Here is a 19,162-nt window from a genome sequence, read left to right on the forward strand (position 1 = left end):
CGTCAAGCCATAGGGAGACCCGTGAGATATCCACCCGATCAGAAGGCACGCGCGCGCGACGCACTCGTCCGCGCCGGAACCCGCTCGCTCAAGACGAGCGGATTCAACGGCATCGGCGTCGACGGGCTGGCCGCCGCCGCGGGCGTCACGTCAGGCGCGTTCTATTCGAACTTCCCGAACAAGACGGCGATTCTCGAGGCCGTCATCGAGGCGGGGCTCGGTGAACCGATCGTCACGGACACCGGCGCGATGACCCGCGACGAGGCTCGGGCGCACATGATCGCGTTCCTCCACGAATACATGAACACCGATCACAGCCACGATGTGGCGGGAGGGTGCGTGATGCCCGCGTTGAGCGCGGACGTATCCCGCGCCGAACCGTCCGTCAAAGAGGCCTACGAACGCAAGATGCTCGCCCTGATCGACCGGCTCACCGAACTGCTCGACGGAGAAGAATCCGACCGCCGACGGCGAGCATGGAGCATCGTCGCCTTGATGGTCGGATCGGTGCTGATATCGCGCGGTATGCCCGAGCAGAGCGAAACCCGAAGCGCGGCACTAGATTCCGCGCTTCGTACGGCATCCGCACTAATGGACGCCGAATCGCGTGACTAAGAGACCTCGGAGGCCGAGCCGCCGGCGGCGGTGATCTTCTCGCGGGCACTGCCGCTGAACTTGTGCGCGGAGACGTCGACCTTGACGGCCAGGTCGCCGTCGCCGAGGACCTTCACCAACGAGTTCTTGCGAACCGCGCCCTTGGCGACGAGTTCGGCGACGCCGATCGCACCGCCCTCGGGGAACAGTCGGCTGATGTCACCGACGTTGACGATCTCGTACTCGGTACGGAACCGGTTCTTGAATCCCTTGAGCTTGGGCAGCCGCATGTGGATCGGCATCTGACCACCCTCGAAGGTCACCGGCACGTTCTTACGTGCCTTGGTGCCCTTGGTACCGCGGCCGGCGGTCTTACCCTTCGAGCCCTCACCGCGACCAACGCGGGTGCGCGCCTTCTTCGACCCGGGGGCCGGCTTCAGGTCGTGCAGTTTGATGGTCATTTGGTCTCCTCCACCTCAACCAGGTGGCTCACCTTCGCGATCAACCCGCGGGTCTGTGGGTTGTCCTCCCGGACCACCGACTGGCGAATCTTGCGCAGCCCCAGGGTGCGCAGGGATTCGCGCTGCTTCCAGCGCGCCCCGATGGTGCCGCGCACCTGGGTGATCTTCAGCTGGCTCATTGCTGTGCCGTTCCGTCACGCGCTGCACTGGCGGCCAGCGCTTCACTTTCCCGTCGCGCCCTCAGCATTCCGGCCGGGGCGACATCCTCGATCGGCAAACCGCGGCGAGCGGCCACCTCCTCCGGGCGCTGCAGCAGCTTGAGCGCGGCCACCGTGGCGTGCACCACGTTGATCGCGTTGTCGCTGCCCAGCGACTTGGCCAGGATGTCGTGCACCCCAGCGCATTCCAGCACTGCGCGCGCCGCACCGCCGGCGATCACACCGGTACCGGGGCTGGCCGGGCGCAGCAGCACCACACCCGCGGCCGCCTCACCCTGCACCGGGTGCGTGATGGTGCCGCCGATCAGCGGGACCCGGAAGAAGCCCTTGCGCGCCTCTTCCACGCCCTTGGCGATCGCGGCCGGAACTTCCTTGGCCTTGCCGTAGCCGACGCCGACCATGCCCGCGCCGTCACCCACGATGACCAGAGCGGTGAAGCTGAAGCGCCGACCACCCTTGACCACCTTGGAAACGCGGTTGATCGCGACGACCCGTTCCAGGTAGTTGCTCTTGTCTCCGTCGCGGTCACGGTCGCGGCCGCGGCCACCGCCGCCGTCGCGCCGACCTCGCCCGTCACGGGAATCGCGGGAATCGCGGCCGTCACGGCTGTCCGGGGCGCCTTGCCCCCCAGCGGACTGCTCCGCCATTATGCGGTCCTTCCAGTTGTCATCAGAATTTCAATCCGTTCTCGCGCGCGGCATCAGCCAGCGCCGCGATCCGTCCGCCGTAGCTGTATCCGCCACGGTCGAACACCACGCTGTCGATGCCGGCGGCCTTGGCGCGCTCGGCGATCAATTGGCCGACCCGCACGCTATGGGCTTTCTTGTCCCCGTCGAGTCCGCGAACGTCCGCCTCGATGGACGACGCGGCCGCCACCGTGGTGCCGGTGAGGTCGTTGACCAGCTGCACGTGAATGTGTCGCGCCGACCGGTTCACCACCAGCCGAGGACGCTCCGAGGTGCCGGCGATCTTCTTACGCAGCCGGGCGTGCCTGCGCAGCCGCGCGACGCGGCGAGTCGCGGAGATGTTCTTCCCCGCTGGCTTTTGCGTTTCAGCCTGTGTTTTCGCCATGGCTACTTACCTGTCTTTCCGACCTTGCGGCGGACCTGCTCACCCTCGTAGCGCACGCCCTTGCCCTTGTACGGGTCGGGACGGCGCAGGCGGCGGATGTTCGCCGAAATCTGGCCGACTTTCTGCTTGTCGATCCCGGTGACGCTGAACTTCGTCGGCGTCTCCACCGCGAACGTGATGCCCTCGGGCGCCTCGATCAACACGGGATGGCTGTATCCCAGCGCGAACTCGAGGTTGCGGCCCTTGAGCTGCACTCGGTAGCCGACGCCGAAGATCTCCATCTTGGTGGTGTAGCCCTCGGTGACACCGGTGACCAGGTTGGACACCAGCGTTCGCGAAAGCCCGTGCAGCGAACGGTTTTCCCGCTCGTCGTCCGGACGGTTGACCACGATCGCACCGTCTTCGCTGCGAACCACCGTGATCGGCTCGGCGACGGTCAGGTCCAGGGAGCCCTTGGGACCCTTCACCGAGACCTTCTGGCCGTCAATCGTTACGTCGACTCCGGCGGGAACCGGAATCGGCTTCTTACCAATGCGCGACATGGTTACCCCCTCACCACACGTACGCGAGGACTTCGCCGCCCACGCCTTGTCTGGCTGCCTGACGGTCGGTGAGCAGACCTGACGACGTCGAAATGATCGCCACGCCCAGCCCGCCGAGCACGCGCGGCAAGTTGGTGGATTTCGCGTACACCCGCAGACCAGGCTTGGAGACCCGGCGCAGGCCGGCAATGCTGCGTTCCCGGCTGGGTCCGTACTTGAGCTGAACGACCAGCGCCTTGCCGACCCGAGCATCTTCGGTCCGGAAGTCGCTGATGTATCCCTCGCTCTTGAGGATCTGCGCGATGTTGGCCTTGATCTTGGAATGAGGCAACGTCACCTCGTCGTGATACGCCGAATTGGCGTTGCGCAGACGTGTCAAAAAGTCTGCGATCGGGTCCGTCATTGTCATGACAGCGTCTGTAACCTTCCTCGCGATGGTTCCCGTTAGGGGCCTGTCGCGCACCTGTTCTGGGTTGGTCTCTCGTCCTGTGCCTGTTACCAGCTGCTCTTCTGCACGCCGGGCAGTTCGCCTGCGTGCGCCATTTCGCGCAGGCAGATCCTGCACAGCCCGAACTTGCGGTAAACCGCACGCGGACGTCCGCACTTGTTGCAGCGCGTGTAGCCACGCACCGCGAAGCGCGGTTTGGCGTTGGCCTTGTTAACGAGTGCCTTCTTAGCCATCTACTCAGTTCTCCTTGAACGGAAAGCCGAGGGCCCGCAAGAGCGCTCGTCCTTCGTCGTCGTTCGTCGCCGAAGTGACGACGTTGATGTCCATGCCGCGAACCCGGTCGATCTTGTCCACGTCGATCTCGTGGAACACCGACTGCTCGGCCAGTCCGAAGGTGTAGTTGCCGACGCCGTCGAACTGCTTGGGCGAAAGCCCGCGGAAGTCACGAATACGCGGCAGCGCAATGGAGGTGAGCCGGTCGAGGAACTCCCACATCCGGTCGCCCCGCAGGGTGACCCGCGCGCCGATCGGCATGCCCTCGCGCAGCTTGAACTGCGCGATGGACTTGCGGGCCTTGCGGATTTCGGGTCGCTGCCCGGTGATCAGGGCCAGGTCGCTGACGGCGCCGTTGATCAATTTGGCGTCCCGGGCGGCGTCGCCGACGCCCATGTTGACGACGACCTTGGTCACGGTCGGGATCTGCATGACGTTGCCGTAGTTGAATTCCTTGTGCAGCGCGTCGCGAATCTCGTTGCGGTAGCGCTCTTTTAGGCGCGGCTGCGCCTTCACATTGGCCTCTGTTGTGGTCACCTTAGATGTCCTTGCCGTTGCGCTTGGAAATGCGGACGCGCTTGCCGGTTTCCTCGTCGACCCGGTAACCGACGCGGGTCGGCTTACCGTCGGAGTCGACCACCATCACGTTGGAGATGTGAATCGGCGCTTCCTGGGTGACAATTCCGCCCGAGCGGGCGCCGCGCTGGTTCGTCGAAACCGCGGTGTGCTTCTTGATCGCGTTGACACCCTCGACCAGCACGCGGTCGCGGTCCGGGAACACCTTGAGCACTTTGCCTTTGGCGCCCTTGTCCTTGCCCGCGATCACCAGGACGGTGTCGTCCTTCTTGACCTTCATCTACAAAACCTCCGGGGCCAGCGAGATGATCTTCATGAATCGCTTCTCGCGCAGTTCGCGCCCGACGGGCCCGAAGATGCGGGTTCCGCGCGGGTCGTTGTCGGGCTTGATGATTACCGCGGCGTTCTCGTCGAACTTGATGTAGCTGCCGTCGGAACGCCTGCGCTCCTTGACGGTGCGCACCACGACGGCCTTGACGACGTCACCGCGCTTGACGTTGCCACCCGGGATGGCGTCCTTGACGGTGGCGACGATGACGTCACCGATGCCGGCGTAGCGTCGCGACGAGCCACCGAGCACCCGGATGCACAAGATCTCCTTGGCGCCGGTGTTGTCGGCGACCTTCAGCCGCGATTCCTGCTGAATCACTCGATCTCCTGACTGCGTTCACGTGTGCACGGCAGGAGGACACCTCGGCAAACCTCAAGAAAGCAAGGCCCACCACAAACCTGACGTGCGCGGTCTTTGTTACCGAAGGGCACGCGGGGCCTGTGACGCTTGCACGCACCGGCCGAGGTCTGCCCAAGGCAACCCCTAGAGTCTAGGTGAAGTCCTGCTCAGCGCCAAATTCCTGGCGGGCCAACTCACACCTGCCGCGCAACCCACATTTAGCAGCGACGATACCGGCCCTCGCGGGCGTCAGTCGCCCTGCCGGATCCAGGCCAGGATGTACAAACTCATCGCCGACACCAGCGCGAGCAGCACCCACTGCACGACGGCCTGGTCGATCCACGAGCCCGGGGGTGGTGACCCGGGCAGGATATTTCGCAACGGAACGATCGCGAACAGCATCGCGGCGTACCACGTCCCGAACGGCGGCACGAATTTTCTGCGGCCCATCACCATCGGAATGGCCACCGACAAGCCCAAGATCGGCAGGGTGACGAGCACGATGCAGATGAAGATGTCGAAGACCAGCGGTCCCTTGGCCCGCTTCATCGTGATGACCAGCTGGGCGTCGTCGAGACCGCGCGAGTTCACGTTGCTGGTTTCGTCGTCGCGGCTGACGGTGACGTCCCAGCCGTCCAACCCCCCGGTCACCTCGACACGGGCGGGGAGTTTTCTGCGGTCGTCGCCGGAGCCGATGAAGGTGTCGGCGGAGATCTTCTCGGTTTTGTAGGTGTCGAGCGGCCAGTTGGCCGGATCGCCGTGCGCTTCGATGGTGGTTTCGACCTGTGCCGGCGCCTTGCCTTTCGGGAACTGCAGGTCGCCGAGGTCGTTCGTCGGATACAGCCGCACCGCGACGTCGGTGTTCAGCACGTCGAATCGCTTGTCGTACAGCGTATCCGGGGGATAGACGAGGACATCCACCTTGAGACGATTGGACGTGGTTTTAAAGTCGTCCAGGCGCAACTGCACGATCGTGTCGTTGCCGCCGCCCTCACTGAGGTCCAGCGGTGGAAGCGGTCCCTCCGATCGCTGCAAGTAGTGCACACCGAACAGCGAGAAGGCGTAGACGCCGATCACCACGGCCAGAATGAACGCGCCCAGTGACAGGCGCGGTCGGTGCCGGTTCAGAAAGCTGAGGGGGCCCGACTTCTTCGCCGATGGTTCCTCCGAGTGCGCCTCTGTCGGCGGTGTTTCGGTGGTCATCGGACCCGGCCGGCAACTCGCTGGCGAAGTCCAGCTTGACGGGGTGACACCGGCAGATGGTAGCGAACATCCGCACCGCCCGCGCAACTAAATCTCGCGCGCCAGGGACTACTGTCACCTGCCCGAAAGCCGTCGTTAACGCTCGACGGCGGATCCGAGGTCGGCCACGCAGCGAAACCCGATGTGGGTGGTAGCGGTGTCCTGCGATTGCGGCGACCGGGCCGCCGGACGGTAGCGGTGGCAGTACTCCGGCGCGCACAGGTGCGAACCGCCCTTCAGCGCCTGGCTGACAGCCGGGTCGGCGGGTCCCGAGGGGGTGCAACACGCTTTCGGGGGCTGATCGAGCCGATGGTGCGCGGAAAACTCGGTGGCGGTCCACTCCCAGACGTTGCCGATCATGTCGTGCAGTCCGAATCCGTTCGGCGGAAACTCCCCCACCGGTGACGTTCCCACCCAGCCCAGCGCTCCGTCGTTGCGGTACGGGAAGTCGCCCTGCCATGTGTTGGCCATCAGTTGCCCGCCCGGCTGGGGCTCGTCGCCCCACGCGTAGGTGGTCTGGCTTCCGCCGCGGGCCGCATACTCCCACTCCGCCTCCGTCGGCAGCCGCCGCCCGGCCCAGCGCGCGTAGGCGGCGGCGTCGGGATACGCGACCTGAACGACCGGATGATCGGCCCGGTCCGCGACATCGCTGTCCGGTCCGAACGGGTGCTTCCAACTCGCGCCCGGCACCCAGTCCCACCACTGCCGCCAGTCGCGCAGGTCGACCGGGCCCGGCGTGGGACGGAAAACCATTGCGCCCGCACTGAGCTCGCGGGGATCGATACCGGGGTAGAGCGCCGGATCGATCGGCCGCTCGGCGACCGTGACATAGCCTGTGGCAGTGACGAATTCGGCAAACTGCGCATTGGTCACCGGGTACCGCTCCAGCGCGATGGGGCTCACGGTCACCGTGTGGATCGGCGCCTCTTCGGGGTAGAAGCTCGTCGAACCCATGCGGAAAGTGCCGCCGGGCAGATCGACCAACTCGGTGAGCACCATTTCAGGGTAGGCGGCGCCCAACCCGCGTTAGTCCGACTTCTTGTACCACGTGAACATGTACGCCATCATCGCCGCGACGAGTGCGATCAGCACCCAGATGACGAGGGCTTGGTCGATCCAGGCACCCGGCGGTGGGGCCCCCGGCAGGAAGTTGCGGATGGGGATGACCGCGAACAGCAGCGCGGCGAACCACCCGCCGAACGGAGGCACCAACTTCCGCTTGCCGAGCGCCATCGGAATGACAACCGCCAACGCCATGGTCGCCAGAGCGAAGAGGACAAGGCAGATTCCCAGATCGAAGATCAGCGGGGCCTTGGACCTCTCCAGGGTGATGATCACGCTGTCGCCGCCTTCGCCGACGCGTTGAACCCTGACATCCCAGCCTTCCAATTTTCCGGCCACCTCGACACGGGCCGGTTTGTACTTGCGATCGTCGCCGGATCCGCCCAGAACCTCGGCCGAGAGCGTGTCCGTCTCGTAGGAGTCGAAGGGCCAGATCTCGGGGTCGCCGTGCGCCTCCACCGTGGTGGCGACCATTGCCGGTGACTTGCCTGCCGGGTAGGCGAGGTCACCCGCGTCGTTGGGGGGATCCATGCGCACCGAGGTGTCGGTCTTCAGCACCTCCAGCTTCGGGTCCCACATGTTCTCCTGCGGGTACACGAGCACCTTCACCCCGAGGCGATTGGCGACGGTCTTGAGCTCCTCGATACGTACCAGCACGACGGTGTCGTCGGCCGCGTTGAGATCCGGAGCCTTGAGGGGCGCCGCCGATTCCCCGAGGAGATGAAAGCCGAACAACGACAAGCCGTAGACCACAATGAAAGCGACGAGAATTCCCAGTCCGAGGAACAAGCGGCCTTTCGGCTTGGACGGTGGCGGCGGGGCGGCGTGCGTAGGCGGGGCTTGAGCGGTCATCGGTCACCTCCACGGTGGACAACTGGCGGCCGTCCCGCAATTCGCTGGACGATTCCAGCTAACCGGAGACGACACGAAGTCAGATGGTAATCAACCCGCGGCAATCGCGCTCGAAATGCGTCTTTTCGCAAACTTCCCTAGTCAGTCCCTGCACCGGGCTCGGCGTTGCCAAGTGCCAATTCACCCGATGTTTGTTTGCGCGTCGCTTCGATAGCTGTAAATGTCGACGTGTATCGAAAGCGGGGTGGACATGCACCCCGAAACCGGGCTCGCCGCTGATGCCGGGCGCCGTCTCGGTCGGCCGGGCTAGCTACGCTGCCTCAGACCGAGTGCACACCTGCCAGCCCCCGTTTCGATCGATGCGGTTACCCCAGGTCACCGCTCCCACGAAGCACGCCGCATCGCTAGACTTCGATCACAGCCCAAGGCCGTATCACCGGCTGCCGTTCCCAAGGAGGCATTCAACGTGAAGCACAACAGACCGGCCGCCGCCATAAGCGTGCTGACCGCGGCCGCACTGGTGCTCTCGGGATGCGGAAAACCCCACACCTCGCTGTCTTACGCCAACGGAGCGCGAGTCGATTGCGGCGGCAAACAAGACCTCACCGCCAGCGGTTCGACCGCGCAGGCAAATGCGATGAAGCGCTTTGTCGATGCCTACGCAAAGGCCTGCAAGGGACAGAGTCTGTCCTACACCGCAAACGCCTCGGCCGCCGGGGTCGAGGACTTCCTCGCGGGCAAGACCGACTTCGCCGGATCCGACCTTCCCCTCTCCGGTGACCAGTACGCGGCCGCCAAGCAGCGCTGCGGCGGCGCCGACGCGTGGAACCTGCCCGTGGTGTTCGGGCCGATCGCTATCACCTACAACCTCAACGCCATTGATTCCCTGGTGCTTGACGCGCCCACGCTGGCCAAGATTTTCAACGGCACCATCACGCGCTGGGACGATCCGGCCATCACCGCAATGAACGCCTCGATGCCGCCGGAAAACATTCACGTGATCCACCGCGCCGACCCATCGGGCACCACCGCCAACTTCCAGGCCTACCTACAGGCCGCGTCGGGCGGGGCCTGGGACAAGGGCACCGGCAAGATCTTCAACGGCGGCGTGGGAACCAGCGCCCACGGCAACGTCGGCACGTCGGCGGAGGTGAAGAACACCGAGGGCGCGATCTCTTACAACGAGCTGTCGTTCGCCTTGGACCAGGGCCTGTTCGCCGCCCAGATCAAGACCCCGGCAAGCCGGAAATCGTTGCGGCCGGTCCGCATCGGAACCGACAGCGTCGGCAAGACCATCGCCAACGCCAAGATCGTCGGCAAGGGTAACGATCTCGTGCTGGACACCACGCCGTTCTACAACCCCACCCAGCCCGACGTGTACCCGATCGTGATGGTCACCTACGAGATCGTGTGCTCGAAATACACCGACCAGGCGGTCGGCCAGGCGGTCAAGGCGTTCCTGCAGGCGGCCGTCGGACCAGGCCAGGTCGATCTCGACAAGAACGGCTACATCCCGTTGCCGCCCGACTTCCAGTCACGAGTCTTCACCGCCATCGACGCCATCACCACGTCGTCCGTAGAGAACGTGCGTTAAGGCTTTTCGCGCTCCAGGTCTGCCCTAGGTCTTCTTGGGCGACTTTCGATCGCGATGCCGCCACCAGGCGGAGACGAAAATCGTCATCGCGGCGACCAGGCCTATCAATACCCAGAGGACGACGGCCTGGTCGATCCAGGAACCATAGGGCGGATTGCCGGGCAGGATATTGCGCAGCGGGACGATGGCGAACAGCATCGCGCCGTACCAGGTGATGAACGGTGGGAGGAACGAGGTCCTGCCCAAAGCCATGGGGATGGCCACCCATAACGCCAGGATCGGCAGCGTGATGAGCACGAGGCACACACCGACATCGAAGATCAGCGGGCCCTTGGCCCGGTGCAGCGTGATGACGACGTTGTCCATGATGTTGGGATCTGCGTCATCGGGGTCGTGGACCCGGGTGACGCTAGCGTCCCAGCCGTCCAGCTTTCCGGTGACTTCCACGCGGGCAGGCGCCTTTTCGCGGTTTTGGCCGGTTCCGGTGAACACGTCGGCCGCGATGACTTCCGTTTTGTACGAGTCGAAAGGCCAGTTACCCGGATCGCCGCGCGCCTCGATGGTGGTCGTCAACTGCGCCGGCGCCTTGCCAATCGGGTACTGCAGGTCGCCGAGGTCGTTATCGGGATACAGTCGCACTACCGCGTCGGTGGTCAGCACACCGAAGTTCTTGTCGTACAGCGAATCTTTCGGATAGACAAGCACATTCACCGTCAGACGATTCGCCACCGTTTTCAGCTCGCTCAGGTTCACCTGCACGACGCTGTCTTCGGCCTCGACCTTGCTGAAGTCCACGGCGGGCAACGGCGGCGCCGATTTGGCCAACAGGTGCACCGCAATCAGGGATAGGACGTAGACGCTGATGACCGCTACGAGAATTCCGAAGGCTATTGCGATTTGGCGACCGCGCGTTTCTGGTTTCGACGGCGGCAGCGGCGGGGCTTCAGCGGTCATCGGACATCACCACCACGAGTAGAACGGATAGGTTGACGCCTTTCCCGGCAGGCACGGGGTCAGATGCTAGCAGTCAAGCGGCCGGTTTCAGGGGATAACGACCGCGAATTGCTGCATCACCGTGGATTTCGCCGCACTGAATCCGGGGGCAGCCGCAGGACCCTCCAGGTGGACGACCACGAGAAATGCCTTGGTGTTCGTCCAGATGTGGGTGATTCGGTCGGCGAAGGCGACCCCACCGGCGCTGCCGCCGAGCAACTGGCTGCTGTAGCCGCAGAACTGAGCCGCGTCGACGCTGACCTGTACACCCGGGTTGGCGGTGCGCAGATCGGCGCCGAAGCGCAAAAACGCCCCGCCGGGTTCGAGGTCGGTCGGCGTGATCGTCACCTTGGCCGACAGCCCGTCGGTCCCGGTCGCGGTCAGTGCCACATCACCACTGCCGGGGGCCGAGTTCCAGCCGTCGGGCAGCGGCACGGTGAGCCTAGGGGCCACCGGATCCGACACCGACGCCGCGGTCATCCGGCCGCTGCCGGTGGCGGCCGGCAGGCAGGCCAGGGCGTTGGGCGGAATGTGATCGGGCGGTGTGGCCTCGACGCCGGGCACCGGCTCAGCCGGGTCGGATTTGCGCGGCGCACTGGACGTCGTCGTTGACGCGGCCGTTGCGCTGGCCCGAACGGCGTTGCCGCCCGTGGTTTTCCCGCAACCGCAGACCCCACCTGCCAGCACGCAAATCACTCCCGCTGCGCCAACCAAGACAATCCTGGCTCGTCGCGAGCGTTCAGTCGCGCGAAAATGCAAGCGCAAGTTCGGTTTCCACGTCTTGGTAGGGCCGCCCGGACAAGTCGATGGTGACCGCCGCGATAGTGCCGCCGGTGAAGGTGAACGGCGCCTTGTAGCGGCTGGATACTCCGGATCCGCCGTTTCGGCCGACGGTGATGCCGGCGCCCGCCAAACCGAAGGTTCCGGGGTGGGTGGTCACATCCGCGAGTGTGCCAACCACCTCGTCGTCGATGAACAGGGTGACGTCACCCAGCGGCGTATGACTGTCCGGCACCGTCCCGGTCCGCGTGTAGGCAACGCCGAAGAGGTGTCTGCCCAACGGCACCGCGTCCGACGAGGACACCAGCTGTTGGCGCTCGCCCAGGAAGTTGTAGACGTAATGCAGGCGTCCGTCCTGGATGAACAGCACATGCCCGCCGTGCGCGCCGCCCTGCTTGAACAACACGCCTTCGGCGCCGGTGGTGTCCACGGTCACGTCGGCCAGCAGGCCGAACGAGCGCCCACGGATTTCGGCGGCGGCACCGATTCCGACGTCCGCGCAGTCGGGGTAGTAGATGTAGCTGGTCCGCTCCCCCACCAGGTAGGGCCGGAAGCGGGTCATGGTCTCCATCAGGTTGAGGTCCGACAACGGCAGGCCGTTGTACTTTGCGGCCTCGGAAAACCACAGCGCCTTAAGCTCTTCCAGCTTCTCGGGTTGTTCGGTGGCCAGATCGTGGCACTGGCTGCGGTCGGCCTCGATGTGGAACAGCTCCCACCGGTCGGCGTCGAAGTGCGACCAGCCCGCCGGGGTGGCGGCGTGCACGGTGTTGGCGAACCAGCCGTTGTGCCAGATCCCGCGGGTGCCTAGCATCGTGTAGAACTGGGTCTGCTTGCCGGTGTCGGCGGCGGGATCCGCCAGGGCCGCTTTGAAGCTCACGCCGTCCAGCGGCTTCTGCGTAATGCCTTTGACCGTGTCCGGTGCGGTCATGTCCAGTAGGTCGTAGATGGTCGGGGTGATGTCGGAGACGTTGACGTAGTTGTCGCGCACCTCACCGTGCGCCGCAATTCCGTTGGGCCACGAGATGATTGCCGAGTCGGCGATACCGCCTTCGTGCGAGGCGTAGCGCTTGTAGAGCTTGTAGGGCGTGTTGAAGGCCATCGCCCAGCCGATCGGGTAATGGTTGTAGGTCTGGGGCCCACCGAGCTGATCGAAGAGCTTCATGCTCTCCTCGACGGTGTCGATGTACCCGTTGAAGAATTTGCCCTCGTTCACCGATCCGTTCGGGCCGCCTTCGCCGCTGGCGCCGTTGTCGGAGATCACCACGACGATGGTGTTGTCGAGCTGGCCGGACTCCTCGAGATAGTCCAGGATGCGGCCGATCTGGGCGTCGGTGTAGCTCAGGAAACCGGCGAACACCTCGGCCATCCGCGAAAACAGTTTCTTCTCTTCATCATTGAGCGATTCCCAGGGTCGAACCGTGTCCTGCAGCGGCCACGACTCGCCGCCCGGCCCCTGGACATCCAGATACGGGTTGATCGGGGACAGTTCGGTGTCCGGCGGCACGATCCCCACCGACTTCTGATTTTCCAGCACGACCTCGCGGTAGCGTTCGTAGCCCATGTCGAACCGGCCGGCGTACTTGTCGGCCCACTCCTTGAAGACATGGTGCGGCGCATGTCCGGCGCCGGGGCACACATAACTGAACCAGGGCTTGTCGGGCGCAATCACCTTGGCATCGCGAATGAATTCGATTGTCTTGTCGGCAAGGTCCTTGGACAGGTGGTAGCCGTCTTCGGGAGTGCCGGGTGGGTTCACCGGATGGTTGTCGTAGACCAGGTCGGGGTACCACTGGTCGGTCTCGCCGCCCATGAATCCGTAGAACCGCTCGAAGCCGCGCGAGGTGGGCCAGTGCCGTTTCGTCGAGGCCATGCTGCATTCTTCGAGCGGCGTGAGGTGCCACTTGCCGACACAGTAAGTGTTGTAACCACGTTCGGCGAGCACCTCGGAGATCAGCGCGGTATCGGTCGGGATCCGGCCGTTGCAGTTCGGGAAACCGTCGGTGAATTCTTCGATGGTCGCCATACCCACCGTGGTGGCGTTGCGACCGGTCAGCAACGACGCGCGGGTCGGCGAGCACAGTGCGGTGGTGTGAAATTGCGACAGCCGGATGCCGCGCTCGGCAATCCGCGTCATCGCGGGCATCTCGACCAGGCCGCCGAAGCAGTCCCAGGTCGCGATTCCGGTGTCATCCCAGACCAGATACAGGATGTTCGGCGAATTCTCCGGGGCGGTCGGAGCGGCATACGGGCCCCAGTCCGGCTCCGAATCGCGAATGTCCAGCTCGATCTTGCCTTGAAAGCCTTGCGCGTCATGGGACATGCGCCGAGCGTAACCCCACCGCGAAATTTCCGACCTTTTTTCGCAATGGCATTGCCCGCAAGCGGGCGGTCCCCCGGCTCGCGAGTGGCGGGTCCCTCGGCCCGCAACGACAAACGCCCGAGACCGTGAGGTCTCGGGCGTCGGATGCCGATCGGGAGTTACTTGGCCTTTTCCAGCACCTCGACGAGGCGCCACCGCTTGGTGGCCGACGTCGGGCGGGTCTCCATCAGCGAGACGCGGTCGCCGATGCCGGCGACGCTGTCCTCGTCGTGCGCCTTGACCTTCTTGGTCGTCCGGATGATCTTGCCGTACAGCGAGTGACGCATCCGGTCTTCCAGCTCGACCACGATGGTCTTCTGCATCTTGTCGCTCACCACGTAGCCGATGCGCGTCTTGCGCCGGCCACGCGTCTTCGGGTTCGCCGGAGTGTGCTGCGGGCCCTTCGCTTTCGAAGCGCCATCCTTCGCAGCGGCTTGCTTGGGGGCGGCGTTAGCTTCTGCCATCACGCTTCCTTATTTCCGTCGGATCCGTCAGGACCACTAGCCAGGCCCAGCTCTCGTTCACGCAGCACCGTGTACACACGGGCGATTTCCGAACGCACCGTGCGCAGCCGGCGGTTGTTGTTGAGCTGTCCGGTCGCCATTTGGAAGCGGAGGTTGAACAGCTCCTCCTTGGATTCGCGCAGGCGTTCGGTCAGCTCCTCGTCGGTGAGCTCGCGCAGTTCGCCAGGCGAAATACCCACTGCCATCAGAACTGATCCTCTCGGGTGATGATGCGTGCCTTGATCGGCAGTTTGTGGATTGCTCGGGTGAGCGCCTCGCGAGCGGTCTGCTCGTTGGGGTAGCTGAGTTCGAACAGCACCCGGCCCGGCTTGACGTTGACCACCCACCACTCGGGCGAGCCCTTACCCGAACCCATTCGGGTTTCGGCGGGCTTCTTGGTCAGCGGACGGTCGGGGAAGACGTTGATCCATACCTTGCCACCACGCTTGATGTGCCGGTTGATCGCGATACGGGCCGACTCGATCTGCCGGTTGGTGACGTAGGCATGCTCGAGGGCCTGGATGCCGTAGTCGCCGAAGTTCACTTCCGTGCCACCGCTGGCGATGCCGCGCTGGCGTGGATGGTGTTGCTTGCGGTGCTTAACTCTGCGGGGAATCAACATGATTCAGCTCTCCGTGCTCTGCGGTTCGGGTGCAGGCGCACTCTCGGCCGCGGCGTTCGCCGTGTTTTCTTCGGCGCCCGCGGCTCGTCCAGCCTCAGTGCTGGTGGCCGTGGTACCCGATGCGCCGCTGCGGCGCGGGCGGGTGCCCGACGGCCGTTCGCGGCGCGGACGGTCGGCGCCCGCCGGTGCGGCAGCGGCCAATTCGCGCTTGCCGCCGACGATGTCGCCCTTGTAAATCCACACCTTCACGCCGATCCGGCCGAAGGTGGTCTTGGCCTCGTACAGGCCGTAGTCGATGTCGGCACGCAGGGTGTGCAGCGGAACCCGGCCCTCGCGGTAGAACTCCGAGCGGCTCATCTCGGCGCCGCCGAGGCGGCCCGAGCACTGCACCCGGATGCCCTTGACGTTGGGCTGACGCATCGCCGACTGGATGGCCTTACGCATCGCGCGACGGAACGCCACCCGGTTGCTCAGCTGCTCGGCAACACCTTGAGCCACCAACTGTGCCTGCGACTCCGGGTTTTTCACCTCGAGGATGTTCAGCTGCACCTGCTTTTTGGTCAGCTTCTCCAGGTCCGCACGGATCCGGTCAGCCTCGGTGCCGCGGCGGCCGATGACGATGCCGGGACGCGCGGTGTGGATGTCGACGCGGACGCGGTCGCGGGTGCGCTCGATCTCCACGTCGGCGATGCCGGCGCGCTCCAGACCGGTGGACAGCAGCCGGCGGATCGCCACGTCTTCCTTGACGTAGTCGGCGTACTGCTTGTCGGCGTACCAGCGGGACTTCCAGTCGGTGGTGATACCCAGCCGGAAGCCGTGCGGATTGATCTTCTGGCCCACTAGTCTGAGCCTCCCTTCGCGTCAGAAGTCTCAGACGTCTTGGCTTCGGCTTGCGGCGCAGCCTTTTTCGCGGGCGCCTTCTTGGTGGCGGGCGCCTTTTTGGCGGCCGCAGTGGCGTTCGGGGCCGAACCAGCCTTCTTGGCCTCGGAACCAGGCCCAGCCTTCGCGGCGGCCTTGCTGCCCTCGGCGCGACGGGCGCGCGACGACTTCGAAGACTGCTGGTTTTTGCTCGGGCGGCTTTCCACCACAACGGTGATGTGGCTGGTGCGCCGGCGGATCCGGAACGCACGACCCTGGGCGCGCGGACGGATGCGCTTGGCAGTGGGGCCCTCGTCGGCGTAGACCGAGGCGACCACCAGGGTCGCCGGGTCCAGGCCATCGTTGTTCTGCGCGTTGGCCGCGGCACTGGCGATCACCTTGGCGACCGGCTCGCTGGCCGCCTGCGGCGCCCAGCGCAAGATGTCGAGCGCGTCGGTCACCGACTTGCCGCGCACCAGGTCGATCACCCGGCGCGCCTTGGTGGGCGACACGCGCACGAAGCGTGCCACGGCCGTGGCAGACGGAAATTCAGTAGTGGTGGCGCTCATCGCCGTTTGGCCTTCCGGTCGTCCTTGATGTGCCCCTTGAAGGTGCGCGTCGGCGCGAACTCACCGAGCTTGTGGCCGACCATCGCCTCGGTGACGAACACCGGGACGTGCTTGCGGCCGTCGTGCACCGCAAAGGTGTGGCCGATGAAGTCGGGAATGATCGTCGAACGACGCGACCAGGTCTTGATGACCTGCTTGCTGTTCTTCTCGTTCTGCACGTCCACCTTCTTGAGCAGGTGGTCGTCGACGAACGGACCCTTTTTCAGGCTGCGTGGCATCTGTTACTCCTCGACTTCAGTCATCGGCGCGAGTTCCTTCTCATCGCGCTGCGCGCTCTGCATCGTCATCACGCGCTAGCGACCGTGCTTCTTGCCGGTGCGCCGGCGTCGGACAATGAGCTTGTTGCTGGCCTTGTTCGGCTGACGGGTACGGCCCTCGGGCTTACCCCACGGGCTGACCGGGTGGCGACCACCAGAGGTCTTACCCTCGCCACCACCGTGCGGGTGGTCGACCGGGTTCATCACCACACCACGCACGGTCGGGCGCTTGCCCTTCCATCGCATACGACCGGCCTTGCCCCAGTTGATGTTCGCCTGCTCGGCGTTGCCCACCTCGCCGACGGTGGCGCGGCAGCGCACGTCGACGCGGCGGATCTCACCACTGGGCATACGCAGCGACGCGTAGGTGCCCTCTTTACCGAGCAACTGGATGCTGGATCCGGCGGACCGCGCCATCTTGGCGCCACCGCCCGGCCGCAGCTCCACGGCGTGGACCAAGGTACCGGCCGGGATGTTGCGCAGCGGCAGGTTGTTACCCGGTTTGATGTCGGCGTTGGCGCCGGACTCCACCACGTCGCCCTGCGAGAGACCAAGCGGGGCAATGATGTAGCGCTTCTCCCCATCCAGGAAGTGCAACAGCGCGATGTTGGCGGTGCGGTTCGGGTCGTACTCGATCTGTGCGACCTTGGCGTTGACGCCGTCCTTGTCGTTGCGCCGGAAGTCGATCACCCGGTAGGCACGCTTGTGGCCACCGCCCTTGTGACGGGTGGTGATGCGGCCGTGGGCATTACGTCCGCCATGACCGTGCAGCGGGCGCACCAACGACTTCTCCGGCTCCGTCCGAGTGATCTCGGCGAAGTCGGACACGCTCGCGCCGCGACGACCGGGGGTCGTCGGCTTGTATTTGCGAATTGCCATGTCTTATCAGGTCTTTCTCTCGCGCGCGGCTAGGCCGGTGCTCCGAACAGGTCAATCGGCTTGCTGCCCGCGGCCAGGGTGACGATTGCGCGCTTGGTGCCCTTGCGCTTGCCAAACCCGGTCCGGCTGCGTTTCCGCTTGCCCTGACGGTTCGCGGTGTTCACCGATGCGACCTTGACGGAGAAGATCTTCTCGACAGCGATCTTGATCTGCGTCTTGTTCGAATCGGGGTGCACCACAAAGGTGTACACGTTGTCGTCGAGCAGTCCGTAGGACTTCTCCGAGATGACCGGAGCCAGGATGATGTCGCGTGGGTCAGTGACGGTCGCCATCAGGCCGAAACCTCCACATCGTTGTTGTCAGCCCCATCGTTGTTTTCGGCACCGCCCGTTGCGGCCGCGATGTAGGCGTTGAGCGCCTCGACGCTGAACACCACGTCGTCGGCACGCAGCACGTCATAGGTGTTGAGCTGACCCGGCGCCAGGATGTGCACACCCGGCAGGTTGCGCACGCTCTTGGCACCGGCCTCGTCGGTGCTGCCGATGACGACCAGCACCTGCTTGCGATCGGTCAGCGTGTTCAGAAATGCCTTGGCGCTCTTGGTCGACGGAGTCTGACCCGACACCAGCTCGGTCACCGCGTGGATGCGGCCGTTGCGGGCCCGGTCGGACAGCGCCCCGCGCAATGCGGCGGCGATCATTTTCTTCGGCGTGCGCTGGCTGTAGTCGCGCGGCTTGGGGCCGTGCACGGTGCCACCACCGGTGAACTGCGGGGCCCGCGTCGAACCCTGCCGCGCACGTCCGGTGCCCTTCTGCCGGTAGGGCTTACGGCCACCACCGCTGACCTCGCCGCGCGTCTTGGTCGAGTGCGTGCCCTGGCGAGCCGCCGCGCGCTGCGCGGTGACCACCTGGTGCATCAACGCGATATTGGCTGGCGCGTCGAACAATTCGGCGGGCAGCTCGATGGAGCCGTCGACCTTGCCGTCCGGCGTCTTTACCTCAATCTTTACCGCTGCCATTACTTCTCACCTCGTTTGATCGCGGTGCGAACCACAACGAGCCCGCCGGTGCGGCCGGGGACCGCACCCTTGATCAACAGCACACCGTTCTCGGCATCGACCTTGTGCACCACCAGGTTCTGCACGGTCACTCGGTCGTTACCCATCCGGCCCGCCATCCGCGTGCCCTTGAAGACGCGCGCGGGAGTGGCGCAACCGCCGATGGAACCCGGACGACGGTGCACCGCCTGGGCACCGTGGCTGGCGCCCTGGCCACGGAAGCCGTGGCGCTTCATGGTGCCGGCGAAGCCCTTGCCCTTGGAGGTACCGGTCACGTCGACATAAGCGCCGTCGGCGAAGATCTCCGCGGTCAGCTCCTGGCCGACCTCGTACTCGGCGGCCGCCTCCGGGTTGTCCAGACGCAGCTCAGCCAGGTGACGGCGCGGGTTGACGCCCGCGGCGGTGTACTGGCCCGTGACGGGCTTGTTGACTTTCCGCGGGCTGATTTCGCCGTAGGCCAACTGCACGGCGCTGTAGCCGTCGAGTTCCGGGGTGCGGATGCGCGTGACCACGTTGGGCCCGGCCTTGACCACCGTCACCGGAACGACCCGGTTGTTCTCGTCGAACACCTGCGTCATGCCCAGCTTGGTACCCAGAATGCCTTTTCTTGCCATGAGTTCGC

28 protein-coding genes are annotated in these 19,162 nt (G+C 65.1%); 2 read left to right on the plus strand and 26 right to left on the minus strand.

Translation table 11 applies throughout. The features are described from left to right. Positions 1 to 21: 21 nt before the first annotated feature. Positions 22 to 615 (plus strand): TetR/AcrR family transcriptional regulator, encoded by a 594-nt coding sequence (locus SKC41_RS02585; RefSeq protein ID WP_330976191.1) that lies wholly within the window; start codon positions 22 to 24, stop codon positions 613 to 615. Here SKC41_RS02585 and rplO read toward each other — a convergent pair. The 13 genes from rplO to SKC41_RS02650 form a co-directional block, all read right to left on the minus strand. After that, positions 612 to 1,055 carry a 50S ribosomal protein L15 gene (gene rplO / locus SKC41_RS02590; RefSeq protein WP_330976192.1) on the minus strand — a complete coding sequence of 148 codons (444 nt, stop codon included), beginning with the start codon at positions 1,053 to 1,055 and terminating at the stop codon, positions 612 to 614. The two genes, SKC41_RS02585 and rplO, sit on opposite strands and share 4 nt — an antisense overlap. After that, the gene (gene rpmD, locus SKC41_RS02595; protein WP_330976193.1) at positions 1,052 to 1,234 is read right to left on the minus strand and encodes a 50S ribosomal protein L30; all 183 of its coding nucleotides are present in this window, start codon (positions 1,232 to 1,234) and stop codon (positions 1,052 to 1,054) included. The genes rplO and rpmD overlap by 4 nt, the downstream gene beginning before the upstream one ends. Beyond that, the gene (gene rpsE, locus SKC41_RS02600; protein WP_330976194.1) at positions 1,231 to 1,920 is read right to left on the minus strand and encodes a 30S ribosomal protein S5; all 690 of its coding nucleotides are present in this window, start codon (positions 1,918 to 1,920) and stop codon (positions 1,231 to 1,233) included. Before rpsE ends, rpmD begins: the two co-directional genes overlap by 4 nt. 22 nt (positions 1,921 to 1,942) lie before the next feature. Then, on the minus strand, positions 1,943 to 2,344 hold the full coding sequence (gene rplR, locus SKC41_RS02605) for a 50S ribosomal protein L18 (RefSeq protein ID WP_330976195.1): 402 nt from the start codon (positions 2,342 to 2,344) through the stop codon (positions 1,943 to 1,945). A 2-nt stretch (positions 2,345 to 2,346) separates the two neighbouring features. After that, on the minus strand, positions 2,347 to 2,886 hold the full coding sequence (gene rplF / locus SKC41_RS02610) for a 50S ribosomal protein L6 (RefSeq protein ID WP_096284799.1): 540 nt from the start codon (positions 2,884 to 2,886) through the stop codon (positions 2,347 to 2,349). A gap of 10 nt (positions 2,887 to 2,896) precedes the next feature. Then, entirely contained in the window at positions 2,897 to 3,295 is a 399-nt protein-coding gene (rpsH, locus tag SKC41_RS02615; protein ID WP_036466727.1) for a 30S ribosomal protein S8, read from the minus strand. 86 nt (positions 3,296 to 3,381) lie between these two features. After that, positions 3,382 to 3,567 carry a type Z 30S ribosomal protein S14 gene (locus tag SKC41_RS02620; protein WP_090600437.1) on the minus strand — a complete coding sequence of 62 codons (186 nt, stop codon included), beginning with the start codon at positions 3,565 to 3,567 and terminating at the stop codon, positions 3,382 to 3,384. A gap of 4 nt (positions 3,568 to 3,571) precedes the next feature. Continuing rightward, on the minus strand, positions 3,572 to 4,144 hold the full coding sequence (gene rplE, locus SKC41_RS02625) for a 50S ribosomal protein L5 (protein WP_090600436.1): 573 nt from the start codon (positions 4,142 to 4,144) through the stop codon (positions 3,572 to 3,574). 1 nt (position 4,145) lies between these two features. Then, entirely contained in the window at positions 4,146 to 4,463 is a 318-nt protein-coding gene (rplX, locus tag SKC41_RS02630; RefSeq protein ID WP_090600435.1) for a 50S ribosomal protein L24, read from the minus strand. Then, positions 4,464 to 4,832, minus strand: coding sequence for a 50S ribosomal protein L14 (gene rplN, locus SKC41_RS02635; protein WP_085233453.1), 369 nt, complete (start codon positions 4,830 to 4,832; stop codon positions 4,464 to 4,466). A 270-nt stretch (positions 4,833 to 5,102) separates the two neighbouring features. Next, positions 5,103 to 6,056 carry a DUF4436 domain-containing protein gene (locus tag SKC41_RS02640; protein ID WP_330976196.1) on the minus strand — a complete coding sequence of 318 codons (954 nt, stop codon included), beginning with the start codon at positions 6,054 to 6,056 and terminating at the stop codon, positions 5,103 to 5,105. 135 nt (positions 6,057 to 6,191) lie between these two features. After that, a complete protein-coding gene (locus tag SKC41_RS02645) occupies positions 6,192 to 7,091 on the minus strand; it encodes a formylglycine-generating enzyme family protein (protein ID WP_330976197.1) in 900 nt (299 codons plus the stop codon). Positions 7,092 to 7,121: 30 nt separating this feature from the next. Further along, on the minus strand, positions 7,122 to 8,009 hold the full coding sequence (locus tag SKC41_RS02650) for a DUF4436 domain-containing protein (RefSeq protein WP_330976198.1): 888 nt from the start codon (positions 8,007 to 8,009) through the stop codon (positions 7,122 to 7,124). 466 nt (positions 8,010 to 8,475) lie between these two features. Here SKC41_RS02650 and pstS point away from each other — a divergent pair, with 466 nt between their 5' ends. Further along, positions 8,476 to 9,603, plus strand: a complete 1,128-nt coding sequence (gene pstS, locus SKC41_RS02655; protein ID WP_330976199.1) for a phosphate ABC transporter substrate-binding protein PstS — start codon at positions 8,476 to 8,478, stop codon at positions 9,601 to 9,603. A gap of 24 nt (positions 9,604 to 9,627) precedes the next feature. Here the strand turns inward: pstS and SKC41_RS02660 are convergent, their stop codons facing one another. The 13 genes from SKC41_RS02660 to rplC form a co-directional block, all read right to left on the minus strand. Further along, a complete protein-coding gene (locus tag SKC41_RS02660; RefSeq protein WP_330976200.1) occupies positions 9,628 to 10,557 on the minus strand; it encodes a DUF4436 domain-containing protein in 930 nt (309 codons plus the stop codon). 87 nt (positions 10,558 to 10,644) lie between these two features. Next, entirely contained in the window at positions 10,645 to 11,283 is a 639-nt protein-coding gene (locus tag SKC41_RS02665) for a hypothetical protein (protein ID WP_330976201.1), read from the minus strand. 52 nt (positions 11,284 to 11,335) lie between these two features. Next, positions 11,336 to 13,696 carry an arylsulfatase gene (locus tag SKC41_RS02670; protein ID WP_330976202.1) on the minus strand — a complete coding sequence of 787 codons (2,361 nt, stop codon included), beginning with the start codon at positions 13,694 to 13,696 and terminating at the stop codon, positions 11,336 to 11,338. A gap of 158 nt (positions 13,697 to 13,854) precedes the next feature. Further along, positions 13,855 to 14,199 carry a 30S ribosomal protein S17 gene (gene rpsQ, locus SKC41_RS02675; RefSeq protein WP_330976203.1) on the minus strand — a complete coding sequence of 115 codons (345 nt, stop codon included), beginning with the start codon at positions 14,197 to 14,199 and terminating at the stop codon, positions 13,855 to 13,857. Next, a complete protein-coding gene (gene rpmC / locus SKC41_RS02680) occupies positions 14,199 to 14,444 on the minus strand; it encodes a 50S ribosomal protein L29 (protein ID WP_330976204.1) in 246 nt (81 codons plus the stop codon). The genes rpsQ and rpmC overlap by 1 nt, the downstream gene beginning before the upstream one ends. Next, positions 14,444 to 14,860 (minus strand): 50S ribosomal protein L16, encoded by a 417-nt coding sequence (rplP, locus tag SKC41_RS02685; protein WP_077077568.1) that lies wholly within the window; start codon positions 14,858 to 14,860, stop codon positions 14,444 to 14,446. Before rplP ends, rpmC begins: the two co-directional genes overlap by 1 nt. Before the next feature lie 3 nt (positions 14,861 to 14,863). Then, positions 14,864 to 15,700 (minus strand): 30S ribosomal protein S3, encoded by an 837-nt coding sequence (gene rpsC / locus SKC41_RS02690; protein WP_090600419.1) that lies wholly within the window; start codon positions 15,698 to 15,700, stop codon positions 14,864 to 14,866. Then, positions 15,700 to 16,287, minus strand: a complete 588-nt coding sequence (gene rplV, locus SKC41_RS02695; protein ID WP_330976205.1) for a 50S ribosomal protein L22 — start codon at positions 16,285 to 16,287, stop codon at positions 15,700 to 15,702. The genes rpsC and rplV overlap by 1 nt, the downstream gene beginning before the upstream one ends. Next, on the minus strand, positions 16,284 to 16,565 hold the full coding sequence (rpsS, locus tag SKC41_RS02700; protein WP_025738376.1) for a 30S ribosomal protein S19: 282 nt from the start codon (positions 16,563 to 16,565) through the stop codon (positions 16,284 to 16,286). Before rpsS ends, rplV begins: the two co-directional genes overlap by 4 nt. Before the next feature lie 75 nt (positions 16,566 to 16,640). Then, positions 16,641 to 17,483: a 50S ribosomal protein L2 gene (rplB, locus tag SKC41_RS02705; protein ID WP_090600413.1), complete on the minus strand. Its 843-nt coding sequence runs from the start codon at positions 17,481 to 17,483 to the stop codon at positions 16,641 to 16,643. Positions 17,484 to 17,512: 29 nt separating this feature from the next. Next, positions 17,513 to 17,815 (minus strand): 50S ribosomal protein L23, encoded by a 303-nt coding sequence (gene rplW / locus SKC41_RS02710; protein WP_330976206.1) that lies wholly within the window; start codon positions 17,813 to 17,815, stop codon positions 17,513 to 17,515. After that, complete coding sequence (rplD, locus tag SKC41_RS02715) at positions 17,815 to 18,501, minus strand: 50S ribosomal protein L4 (protein ID WP_330976207.1); 687 nt, start codon at positions 18,499 to 18,501, stop codon at positions 17,815 to 17,817. The genes rplW and rplD overlap by 1 nt, the downstream gene beginning before the upstream one ends. Beyond that, complete coding sequence (rplC, locus tag SKC41_RS02720; RefSeq protein ID WP_036466700.1) at positions 18,501 to 19,154, minus strand: 50S ribosomal protein L3; 654 nt, start codon at positions 19,152 to 19,154, stop codon at positions 18,501 to 18,503. Before rplC ends, rplD begins: the two co-directional genes overlap by 1 nt. Positions 19,155 to 19,162: the final 8 nt, after the last annotated feature.

Source organism: Mycobacterium sp. 050128, from assembly GCF_036409155.1.
Taxonomy (GTDB): Bacteria; Actinomycetota; Actinomycetes; order Mycobacteriales; family Mycobacteriaceae; genus Mycobacterium.

What these genes read in the sequence shown, in the direction of transcription:
- rplO (WP_330976192.1), bottom strand. Translation starts at nt 1,055, where the DNA reads ATGACCATCAAACTGCACGACCTGAAGCCGGCCCCCGGGTCGAAGAAG.
- rpmD (WP_330976193.1), bottom strand. Translation starts at nt 1,234, where the DNA reads ATGAGCCAGCTGAAGATCACCCAGGTGCGCGGCACCATCGGGGCGCGC.
- rpsE (WP_330976194.1), bottom strand. Translation starts at nt 1,920, where the DNA reads ATGGCGGAGCAGTCCGCTGGGGGGCAAGGCGCCCCGGACAGCCGTGAC.
- rplR (WP_330976195.1), bottom strand. Translation starts at nt 2,344, where the DNA reads ATGGCGAAAACACAGGCTGAAACGCAAAAGCCAGCGGGGAAGAACATC.
- rplF (WP_096284799.1), bottom strand. Translation starts at nt 2,886, where the DNA reads ATGTCGCGCATTGGTAAGAAGCCGATTCCGGTTCCCGCCGGAGTCGAC.
- rpsH (WP_036466727.1), bottom strand. Translation starts at nt 3,295, where the DNA reads ATGACAATGACGGACCCGATCGCAGACTTTTTGACACGTCTGCGCAAC.
- SKC41_RS02620 (WP_090600437.1), bottom strand. Translation starts at nt 3,567, where the DNA reads ATGGCTAAGAAGGCACTCGTTAACAAGGCCAACGCCAAACCGCGCTTC.
- rplX (WP_090600435.1), bottom strand. Translation starts at nt 4,463, where the DNA reads ATGAAGGTCAAGAAGGACGACACCGTCCTGGTGATCGCGGGCAAGGAC.
- SKC41_RS02640 (WP_330976196.1), bottom strand. Translation starts at nt 6,056, where the DNA reads ATGACCACCGAAACACCGCCGACAGAGGCGCACTCGGAGGAACCATCG.
- SKC41_RS02650 (WP_330976198.1), bottom strand. Translation starts at nt 8,009, where the DNA reads ATGACCGCTCAAGCCCCGCCTACGCACGCCGCCCCGCCGCCACCGTCC.
- SKC41_RS02660 (WP_330976200.1), bottom strand. Translation starts at nt 10,557, where the DNA reads ATGACCGCTGAAGCCCCGCCGCTGCCGCCGTCGAAACCAGAAACGCGC.
- SKC41_RS02670 (WP_330976202.1), bottom strand. Translation starts at nt 13,696, where the DNA reads ATGTCCCATGACGCGCAAGGCTTTCAAGGCAAGATCGAGCTGGACATT.
- rpsQ (WP_330976203.1), bottom strand. Translation starts at nt 14,199, where the DNA reads ATGGCAGAAGCTAACGCCGCCCCCAAGCAAGCCGCTGCGAAGGATGGC.
- rpmC (WP_330976204.1), bottom strand. Translation starts at nt 14,444, where the DNA reads ATGGCAGTGGGTATTTCGCCTGGCGAACTGCGCGAGCTCACCGACGAG.
- rplP (WP_077077568.1), bottom strand. Translation starts at nt 14,860, where the DNA reads ATGTTGATTCCCCGCAGAGTTAAGCACCGCAAGCAACACCATCCACGC.
- rplV (WP_330976205.1), bottom strand. Translation starts at nt 16,287, where the DNA reads ATGAGCGCCACCACTACTGAATTTCCGTCTGCCACGGCCGTGGCACGC.
- rpsS (WP_025738376.1), bottom strand. Translation starts at nt 16,565, where the DNA reads ATGCCACGCAGCCTGAAAAAGGGTCCGTTCGTCGACGACCACCTGCTC.
- rplB (WP_090600413.1), bottom strand. Translation starts at nt 17,483, where the DNA reads ATGGCAATTCGCAAATACAAGCCGACGACCCCCGGTCGTCGCGGCGCG.
- rplW (WP_330976206.1), bottom strand. Translation starts at nt 17,815, where the DNA reads ATGGCGACCGTCACTGACCCACGCGACATCATCCTGGCTCCGGTCATC.
- rplD (WP_330976207.1), bottom strand. Translation starts at nt 18,501, where the DNA reads ATGGCAGCGGTAAAGATTGAGGTAAAGACGCCGGACGGCAAGGTCGAC.
- rplC (WP_036466700.1), bottom strand. Translation starts at nt 19,154, where the DNA reads ATGGCAAGAAAAGGCATTCTGGGTACCAAGCTGGGCATGACGCAGGTG.